Origin of the sequence: Alteromonas sp. 76-1 (assembly GCF_900654235.1) — a bacterium.
Taxonomy (GTDB): Bacteria; Pseudomonadota; Gammaproteobacteria; order Enterobacterales; family Alteromonadaceae; genus Alteromonas; species Alteromonas naphthalenivorans.
The window spans coordinates 1,129,993-1,140,786 of record NZ_LR136958.1 but is presented as its reverse complement, the minus strand read 5'-3'; the positions used below and the strand labels follow the sequence as shown (position 1 = coordinate 1,140,786).

7 protein-coding genes and 1 tRNA gene are annotated in these 10,794 nt (G+C 44.3%); 4 read left to right on the top strand and 4 right to left on the bottom strand.

The window, feature by feature from the left end; translation table 11 throughout:
- Positions 1-11 precede the first annotated feature (11 nt).
- Positions 12-86: transfer RNA gene (locus ALT761_RS04760), tRNA-Arg, on the top strand.
- Between the two features lie 468 nt (positions 87-554).
- Positions 555-1,145, top strand: coding sequence for a DNA endonuclease SmrA (gene smrA, locus ALT761_RS04755; RefSeq protein ID WP_129736973.1), 591 nt, complete (start codon positions 555-557; stop codon positions 1,143-1,145).
- Positions 1,146-1,236: 91 nt separating this feature from the next.
- Here the strand turns inward: smrA and ALT761_RS20580 are convergent, their stop codons facing one another.
- Both ALT761_RS20580 and purL read right to left on the bottom strand, forming a co-directional pair.
- Complete coding sequence (locus ALT761_RS20580; RefSeq protein WP_013785166.1) at positions 1,237-1,377, bottom strand: hypothetical protein; 141 nt, start codon at positions 1,375-1,377, stop codon at positions 1,237-1,239.
- Positions 1,378-1,611: 234 nt separating this feature from the next.
- Positions 1,612-5,511, bottom strand: coding sequence for a phosphoribosylformylglycinamidine synthase (gene purL, locus ALT761_RS04750; RefSeq protein WP_129736971.1), 3,900 nt, complete (start codon positions 5,509-5,511; stop codon positions 1,612-1,614).
- Positions 5,512-5,687: 176 nt separating this feature from the next.
- Between purL and mltF the strand changes: the two genes are divergently transcribed.
- A complete protein-coding gene (gene mltF / locus ALT761_RS04745) occupies positions 5,688-7,055 on the top strand; it encodes a membrane-bound lytic murein transglycosylase MltF (RefSeq protein ID WP_129736969.1) in 1,368 nt (455 codons plus the stop codon).
- Between the two features lie 292 nt (positions 7,056-7,347).
- Here the strand turns inward: mltF and tadA are convergent, their stop codons facing one another.
- The gene (gene tadA, locus ALT761_RS04740; protein ID WP_129736967.1) at positions 7,348-7,890 is read right to left on the bottom strand and encodes a tRNA adenosine(34) deaminase TadA; all 543 of its coding nucleotides are present in this window, start codon (positions 7,888-7,890) and stop codon (positions 7,348-7,350) included.
- Between the two features lie 387 nt (positions 7,891-8,277).
- Between tadA and ALT761_RS04735 the strand changes: the two genes are divergently transcribed.
- Complete coding sequence (locus ALT761_RS04735; protein ID WP_129736965.1) at positions 8,278-8,511, top strand: hypothetical protein; 234 nt, start codon at positions 8,278-8,280, stop codon at positions 8,509-8,511.
- Between the two features lie 85 nt (positions 8,512-8,596).
- Here ALT761_RS04735 and ALT761_RS04730 read toward each other — a convergent pair whose 3' ends face one another.
- Positions 8,597-10,564 (bottom strand): monovalent cation:proton antiporter family protein, encoded by a 1,968-nt coding sequence (locus tag ALT761_RS04730; protein ID WP_129736963.1) that lies wholly within the window; start codon positions 10,562-10,564, stop codon positions 8,597-8,599.
- Positions 10,565-10,794: the final 230 nt, after the last annotated feature.

Here is a 10,794-nt window from a genome sequence, read left to right as displayed (position 1 = left end):
CACAACGTTAGGTCCCCATAGTTTAATGGATAAAACAAGGCCCTCCTAAGGCTTAGATGTTGGTTCGATTCCAGCTGGGGACGCCATCTTAGCTAACTCCGACTTCAGTAGTTAGCAAGATTAATCGTGTTGCGTTCAGCCTTTCCTAAGTTATTCCCCATAAGCTACCTAACTAGGTATCTAAAATGTCATTCCATAATAAGCAACTGAGGCTCTATCGCCATGCCCTAGTGTGATCATTCTCCCCGCCTTCCCACAAAACCTAGCACCTAGACCTTGTTGATTTAAGCCACTTCCGCTAATAGTAACCCATCGCTAAATTTGCTACGTACAAGATTCATTCGCTAACAATGCAAACAACCACCTCGACTTCAGCTTTTAAAATGATGCGATATTAGGATCAGCCCATGAAATATGAGCGTAGAAAATCAAACAAACAGCCCCATATTCATTTCTAAGTAAGACTGTGCTCACTCAGGCCAACGTTATAAAGTAGTATTGGCGTAGCGAATACATTCATGGCAGTAACGCTTCGCTGAGTGTGGGAGAAAATTATGACTGATATTGAAACAAATGATGATTTACATTCATTCTTTGCAGAGATGCAAGATGTAAAACCTATTAAACCTTCAAACAAAGCATTACTGCATGATACAGAGAGTGCGATAGCCGAAAAAAAGCGGCGTGCTGCGCGTCAACGCAGTGAACGGGAAAAGCTGAAAAGCCCGCTAAGCTTAGAAGGGATAGCACCAGTAAAGCCTGACGAATTCATTTTGTTCCAACAACCGGGTATTCAAGATGGTGTATTCAAAAAATTACGCATGGGTAAATACCCATTAGAAGAAACCCTTTCTCTCAGTGGCATGACGATTGAGCAAAGTAGAGATGCGCTTTACAAAGTCATAACCGACTCACATAAACGGGGTGTCAGAGCATTATTAATAAAGCACGGTAAGGGTGAAGAGAGTAAACCGTTTCCTGCTTACAAGAAAAGCTTTGTTAATCACTGGTTGCTTGAGTTAGAAGAGGTCATTGCCTACCACACAGCGCAGCCTATGCACGGCGGATTTGCAGCTACGTATGTATTGTTGAAGAAACATCCCGATCAGAAATTGATCAACAGAGAGAAAAATAGAAAAGGCTAATAGCGCAAGATAGGTAAAATGAATTGGTAAAGCTGAGTGATTAACGCCAGTATCTGAACACAGATACTGGCGTTAGAATTTCACTTTCAGACTACTTAACTGAAGACTGCACAACTAGCGTTGAAGTAACGTCGGCAGATTTAGCTGAACTGCTGAAAACAGCAGTAACAAACATCAGCACAACCGCTATGGCTACTCCGGTTAAGCCAAACCCTTTTGATGAACGATTCATTCGTCGTCTCTTGTTATCAACACCAACAATATATTTTGTTGGTACAACCCTTAACAAACTCCTGTAACCAATCTGCAATCCCTGCATTGCACTACAATAGATCAGCGACCTAACGAAGACAAGCCCTCAGTACAAATTTTTGACACTTTGCCAATCTATTGACGCATTTCACGCTTATTTAAGTGAAAAAGCAGAGATAAGAATATCTTATCTCTACTTCGCTTAATGGCGCTTTTATCCAACAAAGCGACGCGCATTTCTGAAAATTCTCATCCATGCACCATCTTCTTGCCAATCATCAGGACGCCATGAGTTTGCCACCGCTCTGAACACGCGCTCAGGGTGTGGCATCATAATAGTGCTTCGTCCGTCAGCTGAAGTTAAGCCAGTGATCCCCTTAGGCGAACCATTCGGGTTAGCAGGGTACTGCATAGTGGGTTGCCCGTAGTTATCAACATAACGAAGCGCCACTTGCGATGCAACCGACGAAAGCGCGCTGTCGCTTGCAAACTCTGCTTGCCCTTCACCGTGCGATACCGCAATAGGCATGCGTGAACCAGCCATGTCTTGCAATAACACAGAAGCCGATTTAGTCACTTCTACCATGGCTATACGGGCTTCAAAACGTGCCGATTGGTTGGCAACAAAGTGTGGCCAATGTTCCGTGCCAGGAATGAGCGACTTCAAATTAGACAACATTTGGCAACCGTTACATACCCCTAAACTAAAGGTACTGTTACGGTCGAAGAAAGCAGCAAATTGATCCCGCGCAACTGTATTGAACAAGATGGATTTCGCCCACCCTTCTCCGGCTCCAAGAACGTCACCGTAAGAGAAACCACCACAGGCAGCTAAACCTGCAAAGTCATCAAGGGTGACTTTACCGGCTAAAATATCACTCATGTGAACATCAATAGCGTTGAACCCAGCGCGATTGAATGCCGCCGCCATCTCAAGATGCGAATTTACGCCTTGCTCGCGTAAAATAGCCACTTTCGGCTGTACACCTTTTACAATATAGGGCGCGGCAATATCTTCATTTACGTCGTATGTAAGCGCAGCATGCAAACCTGGGTCAGCAGCGTCATGCTTAGCAGCATGCTCTTGCTCAGCGCATACAGGATTATCGCGAAGTTTCTGCATCGCTAAAGTAGTTTGCGCCCACGTGGTACGCATGGCTACGCGGCTATCGTTTAGTACTGCCACGTTATCACGTGTAAATTCAATGGTGTCGGTAGTATTCAATGTACCGATGTAATGGCTAACATCAGATAAATCGAAAGACGCTAGTACAGCATTAACTTCCTCGATGTCTTTGTCTAACACTTGAAGTACGCCGCCAAGCTCTTCGTTAAACAATACGGATAAGTCTGAACCTGCTTCTGATCCTGAAATGCCATCAAGCGCAACACTCACACCAGTTTTACCTGCAAAAGCCATTTCAACTACGGTGGTGAATAGTCCACCGTCAGAACGGTCGTGGTAAGCCACAACCAGTTGTTTTTCAATTAGCGACTGCACTGCATTAAAGAAGTCTTTTAAACGCTGCGCAGAAACCACATCCGCAGGTGCGTCACCGAGTTGCTCGTATACTTGTGAAAGACAACTCGCGCCAAGACGGTTCTTGCCTTCACCTAAATCGATTAGCAATAGTTGGCTGTCGCCTCTATCGGTGCGAAGTTCTGGTGTTACCGTTTTACGAATATCTTTTACGGCACCGAAAGCAGAAATCACTAACGATAACGGTGACGTTACCGCTTTATCTTCACCTTCGTCTTGCCACGCGGTTTTCATCGACATGGAATCTTTGCCTACCGGAATGGTTAATCCCAATTCAGGACAAAGCTCTTCGCCTACGGCTTTTACCGCTTCATACAAACCAGCGTCTTCACCAGGATGACCTGCCGCCGCCATCCAGTTTGCTGAAAGCTTAATCCGCTTTAAATCGCCAATATTCGCAGCGGCAATGTTAGTTAAGGCTTCGCCTACGGCTAAACGCGCTGACGCCCCATGTGATAACAAGGCTACTGGGGTTCTTTCACCCATGGCCATCGCTTCGCCATGGTAGGTATCAAAGGCCGTGGCTGTAACCGCTACATCGGCTACAGGTACTTGCCAAGGGCCAACCATTTGGTCGCGGTTAACTAAACCTGTTACCGAGCGATCGCCTATAGTAATAAGGAAGGTTTTTTCTGCCACAGTAGGTAGCGATAATATGCGGGTTGCCGCATCAGCTAGCGTAATATCACTTTCATCAAAACCTGTGGTTTCTACTGGCTTGCTGGTAACGTCTCGATGCATTTTAGGCGGCTTACCAAGTAATACATCAAGGGGCATATCAATAGGCTGGTTATCAAATTGGCTATCGTTTACATTCAATTCTTGTTCAGCTGTGGCCTCACCTACTACTGCGTAGGGTGCACGTTCACGGGCACAAATCGCTTCAAACACCGGCATATTTTCTGGTGCTACCGACATCACGTAACGCTCTTGTGATTCGTTGCACCATAATTCGAGTGGTGTCATACCTGGTTCGTCAGACAATACGTTACGCAGTTCGAACTTACCGCCACGTCCGCCATCGTTAACTAATTCAGGTAATGCGTTTGATAAACCACCCGCGCCCACATCGTGAATAAACTGAATGGGGTTGTTATCGCCTAACTGCCAGCATGCATCGATAACTTCTTGGCAGCGACGCTCCATTTCTGGGTTTTCACGTTGTACCGAGGCAAAATCTAAATCTTCATTCGACTGACCTGATGCCATTGAAGAGGCGGCGCCGCCACCAAGTCCAATGTTCATTGCAGGGCCGCCAAGCACGATAAGTTTGGCACCTACCGTAATTTCGCCTTTTTCAATATGTTCACGGCGAATATTACCCAAGCCACCGGCAAGCATAATTGGCTTGTGGTAGCCACGTACTTCAACGCCATTGAAGCTATTCACTTCTTGCTCGTAGGTACGGAAGTAGCCAAGCAAATTCGGACGACCAAATTCATTGTTAAATGCTGCGCCACCTAGCGGGCCATCTAGCATAATATCTAATGCGCTAACGATACGTTGTGGTTTACCGTAGTCTTTTTCCCACGGCTGCTCTAAGCCTGGAATACGTAAGTTAGACACGCTAAATCCACCTAAACCCGCTTTTGGCTTAGAGCCACGACCGGTAGCACCTTCATCACGAATTTCACCACCAGAGCCGGTTGCCGCACCTGGGAAAGGCGAAATAGCCGTTGGGTGGTTGTGGGTTTCCACCTTCATAAGAATATCGATATTCTCATGATGGTATTCGTATTGGTGCGTTTGGGGGTTCGGAAAGAAACGCCCTGCTTCCCAACCAGACATCACAGCAGCGTTGTCTTTATAGGCTGAGTAAACATGATCGGGTAACTCTTCAAACGTGTTCTTGATCATTTTGAACAAGGATTTATCTTGTTCTTGCCCGTCGATTGTCCAACTGGCGTTGAAGATCTTGTGGCGGCAATGTTCAGAGTTTGCTTGTGCAAACATGTAAAGCTCTACGTCGGTGGGGTTACGCGCCAAACGCGTAAAGCTTTCGAATAAATACTCTATTTCATCATCAGCCAATGCTAAACCAAGCTGAATATTGGCATCAACCAGGGCTTGTTTGCCATCTTCTAGTATTGCTACTGAAGTAAAGGTTTTCGCCGTGGTATGTGCAAACAATACTTCTGCCGCTGCTGTATCAGGAAAAACGGTTTCCGTCATACGGTCATGCAAGTGGGCAGCAACAAGGCTGTAGTCCGCATCGCTAAGCGGCTGCTCTGCTTCTATATAAAAAGCACAACCTCGCTCTATACGATTAATCGTGTTCAGACTACAATTGTTTGCTATATCAGTTGCTTTGGTAGACCAAGGAGAGATAGTGCCTGGTCGGGGTGTTACCACGAAGAAGGTGCCAGTTGGCGTTTGGGTTTGTCGGGCAGGCCCGTAGGTAAGCAGCTTTTTAAGTATTTCTAATTGCTGCTGCGAGAGTTCACCTTCTGAATCGATAAGGTGAATATATTCGCTATATAGGTTTTTCACCTTAATGCCGGATTGACCCAGCTTTGCAATCAGTTTAGTTTGGTGAAACTCTGATAGTGCGGGAGCGCCTCGAAGGACCAACATATTGCTTTACCTAGTTGTTCAGAAACAACGAGCATCAATGGGACGCGTTGCCTCTGTAATTGATGAATATTTCGGCGCGGATTATAGAGGATTTATGTTCTATTGGTAACCTTCAACATAGGCTATGTTGCAGTTTTTTTTCTCAAAACCCAATTTACAACAATAAGAAAAGGTTTATGCCGTTACAACAATACAAAAAGCGATTAAAAACAACTTTTTTTATCGCATTATGCTTTTTCGCTACAAGTTGTGGTTCTCCTACCGTTCCGAACGCTCTGTTGTCATTAATTGAGCGCGGCTCGATAAAAGTGGGCACGCTTTATGGTGCTGCTACTTATTATAATGGCGCCGAAGGCCCGCAAGGTTTTGAATATGAGTTATTAGCCGGTTTTTCAGATTACCTAGGTGTGACCCTCGACTTATATCCCTTCTACAGTTACGACGCAATGTTAGAGCAACTTGCTGAAGGTAACCTTGATATTGTGGCCACAGGTGATGCGGTTACCGATGCATTACTGATGCGCTTTACTTACGGACCGGCGTATCAAACGGTTGCGCAACACTTGGTATACCGCGCGGGCACCACACGACCTCGAGAACTTGATAGTCTCGTCGACCCTGTTGTAGCAGTGTCGGGAAGCAGTCAAGCGCAGCTACTTGCAGTATTAAACGGCGATAGTGAATCCCTGTTAGTCACTACAGAAGATTCTGATGCCGAGGAACTGCTACAAAAAGTGGCTACAGGTGAAATTGCCTACACGCTTGCCGATAGCAACCGGCTTGCATTGCAACGAAGACGACACCCTAATTTGGCCGTAGGCTTAACCGTACGAGAAGAAATGCCAATGGCATGGGCGCTAAACCCTGAGTTAGACGATTCCATTAAAGCCGCCATCATTGAATATTTTGGTACCGTGCACCAATCAGGGTGGTTTACCGTATTAGAAGAAAAGTATTTTGGTCACATTAGGCAATTTGACTACGTAGACAGCCGTGCATTTAATCAATCCGCCGAATCGCTGTTAAAAGATTACAAAAGTATGTTTCAGCAATATGCAGGCGATTTAGATTGGCGCTTATTAGCCGCAATGAGCTATCAAGAAAGCCACTGGGATCCTGATGCAATCTCTCGTACTGGCGTTCGCGGTTTAATGATGCTGACCATGGACACGGCTAACGACTGGGATGTTGAAGATCGTACCGACGCAGAACAAAGTATTCGCGGTGGCTCTCGCTATTTCGCCAGCTTATTAGGACGAATTCCTGCAAGAATTGGCGACCCAGATAGAACTTGGATGGCAATGGCGGCGTATAACCTTGGCCTAGGACATTTAGAAGATGCCCGAATTCTTACAGAGCGTCAGGGCGGCAATCCAGATTTGTGGGTAGACGTCAAACAACGACTTCCACAGCTAAGGCAAAAGAAGTACTACAGAACAACACGTTATGGGTACGCTAGGGGCGATGAAGCGCTTCAGTATGTTGACAATATTCGCCGATATTACGACAGTCTTCTTTGGCTAGATGAACAAGGAAGAATTTAGCTGACACCATATTGAATTTTGTCATTTTGATGTCATCTAAGATAAGTACTATCGAATGTAACTAGCCTTTTCGGCTAGCTAAGGCATAAATGCAGAAATGATGAAATGATGAAATGAGAATATGCCTTATTCAATTTCCCAATTTGTATTAACAAGGAGGGCAAAATGAAAAGAAACAAATTATTTAGGAAAGGAATAAAATTGAAAAATAATAATAGACGTAGAGTGATGCTAAAAAGAATGCATCAAAAAGTACTACAACGCCGCAAACTGTTTGTCACCAGTGAGATGTTTACTCAGTTGACCCGCAATTCTTAAGCGCCGCTTGTTTGGCTTTTTTATCTAGTTTTATCTGCGCTCGACGACGTTTAAAAAATGCTGAAATCTTATCAGCACAGTCGTCGGCCAACACCCCTGATATGACATCTACCTGATGATTGAGTGATGGATGCTTCAAAATGTTCATCACTGACCCTGCGGCCCCAGTTTTAGCATCGCTTGCACCAAATACCACTCGCTTAATTCTGGCATGGACTAACATTCCTGCGCACATTGAACACGGCTCTAAGGTGACATAAAGCGTGGCATCGGTAGTACGGTAGTTTTTTAAATGCTTTGCCGCCATTCTTACCGCATTCATTTCGGCATGAGCGGAAGGATCGCTATCAGTAATAGGCGTATTCCACCCTTCACCAATTAATTCACCATTATGTACAACACAAGCCCCTACCGGCACCTCTCCCATTGCTTCTGCTTTGGCAGCTAGGCTAAGGGCATGCTGCATCCACTTAGTATGCTTTACCATGCGTTTTGAGTTGTTAATTTCATCATTCATTCGTTAATTTAACTAATTTTTTGTGAATTAGGTTTTCAGTAGCCTAGCTCAACACTTAAAGAAAAACCTAATCATCTGATTTATATACTAATTACAACAATGGCAGCCATCTTGCTATCTTTGCTATAGATATACTCACAAATTACACAGTGCTAGCGTAAATACAAACCTGTCCACGGCTTAATCTATATGAAGTAGGTAAAAAGCCTTAATGTACAGCTACGTATTTATTTACACTTTTTTCCCAACAAGCGTATTTATAAGCGCTATAGTAACGAAAAAAGTGTGTTTAGCGTAGTCGCTTTGTAAGCTAGGTTTGTAGGAATGAACATTATTTTTCACCTACACTGAGTAGAACAATTTAAAACAAACTAAAGGGAAAGTACCATGAATCTGACCGCTATTTTTATTGTTGCCATTATCGCTTGGGCTATTGTGAGTATCACAGACTCAGTAAAAACAAAAAAGTCGAATAAAGTATCTGACAAGGCATCGAAAGCTTATGAAGCCGAAATCGCATCACTCAAAGAACGTGTTTCTGTGCTTGAAAAAATTGTGACCGATGAAAAATACGACCTGAAAAAACAGTTTGCCGACTTGGAAAAAGACAAAGTTGCATAGGCGTTTTGTAAAACGCTTTTCCTAAGTGCCTTTTTTAAAAGCGTGTACTTACTTTGAATCTTTATCAGAACGGTCCTGCTGTCGGCTAGCTGCCTTCCAGTAATTTTCTCTCAGCGCGTTCTACGCGCCGAGGTTTGCCGGCAATAACCAGCACATCATGGGGTTGTAGCACAGCTTCATGATCGGGATCTTTTACTTCAGTACCATTTCTTCTTAATCCACGTACACGCACCCGCATTCTGGCAAAGTCGATATCTTTAATTTTTTTACCCATACATGCTGCATGCTCTGACAGCACCACGGCATGAATAAATTCAAGTTTATCCTCAGTGCCATAGCTTATTTCAGTCGTTTCCCCTGGGTAGAACCCATGCAAGTGATCGTATCGCCCTTTTCGTTCCGCGCGAACACGCTTTAAAATTCGAGACATGGGCACACCGGCGTAATGCAGTACTTGAGAAATCAGCATTAGACTTCCTTCTTGCAACTCAGGTACAACTTGATTTGCGCCCGCAGAATACAAACTCTCTAATTGGTAATCTCGCTTAGTTCTCACCATAACATCTGCGTTTTGTACTAGTTGGTGTGTGCCACTAATAACTTGTTTTGCTTTATCAGGTTGGTCGAAGGTGACTAAGATAAGCTTTGCTTTTTCAACATTGGCGCTACTAAGAATATCTTTTTGACTGGCATCGCCAAATAGCACTGGCTCACCGGCATTCCTACTTTCATGCACACGAACCGGGTCCATATCAATAGCAATAAATGCAATACCTTCCATTTTTAGCATGCGAGCTACCGACTGCCCCACTCTACCAAAGCCACAGATTACTACGTGATTGGTTAAATCGTTATCCACCATTAATGTATTGTGCGCATTATCTTCGCTCTTATTAGCCACAATACGCTTTGCCAATACCAAACTGTTGTTCATTAACCAAGGGGTTAGCGCCATACTTAATACGCCCATGCTGACAATAAGGGAAGATTGTCCAGTGGTAAGCACGCCGTAAGTGGTAGCCAATGCAGCAATAACAAAACTAAACTCGCCAATCTGACATAGCTTAATACCTGCCGACCATGCATCCAGAGGATTAGTTTTCACAAACGAAGCGGCCACTCTTACCATAACAACTTTGATAATCATCAGCCCAATTACGCCCAGAACAATGGTAAAGAAATTACTCCATAGCACGTTGATATCAAGCTGCATGCCTACTGTGACGAAAAAAAGACCCATTAAAATATCGCGAAAAGGGCGAATATCAGCTTCTAGTTGGTATTTGTACTGGCTTTCTCCCAACATCATTCCCGCCAAAAAGGCGCCCAATGCCATAGACAACCCAAAGTAATAGGTAAGCCCGCCAGCCAACAGTGCAATTAAAATAGTGGTTAGAACAAAAAGCTCATCGGTGCGGGTTTTGGCTACTTCTCTAAACACCCAAGGTAACACCCACTTACCTACGGACATTAAGAACGCTATAACGAATATACCTTTTAGCAAAGCCCCGCCTAAGGCCAACGCAATGCTCACCTCACCGCTTTGAGCAAGCAAGGGAATAGCAATAAGGAATGGAACAACAGCAAGATCTTGAAATAGTAGAATACTTACAGCCAACTGGGTTCTTCTGTTATTGAGAATACCCATTTCAGTAGCTTGCTTGATGACGATTGCCGTAGAACTTAGTGCCAGCGCACCACCTATAATAATAGAAGCACTAATGGGTAGCCCGAAGAGATAAGGGATACTTGTAAATACAGCGGTGGTCAGCAGCATTTGACCAACACCAACACCGAATACTAATGAACGCATGGCTACTAGTTTAGGTAGGGAGAATTCCAGCCCGAGGGAGAAGAGTAAAAATACGATGCCGATTTCAGCCAGCAAATGCATTTCTTGAGGGTGAGCAAAAAGCGCAAAAAGCTGAGGGCCCGCTAATATACCTGCAAATAAATACGCTAAAATTGGTGGCAAATGGATACGCTTAAAAACCGCCACGCTACAAACGGCAATAAACATTAACGCGATCATGTTCAAAAAACCGGCACTCACTTCACATCTCCCTACCGTTTGTTTGAGGCTTCAATGTTCTAAGCTGATTAAAAAATAGCGCATATTTGAATTGAAATACTCCTGAACATCAAAGCATTACTGCAGCCCTAGTGCCCCCTCATCTTTTAAATCGCTTAAATCGCGAAGCAAGTTTGCAGGAATTGGCATCAAGCTTGCTAATACCTATTAACAAATTAGCATAAGCGGCAAATTTTGGCACTTTCCACTTA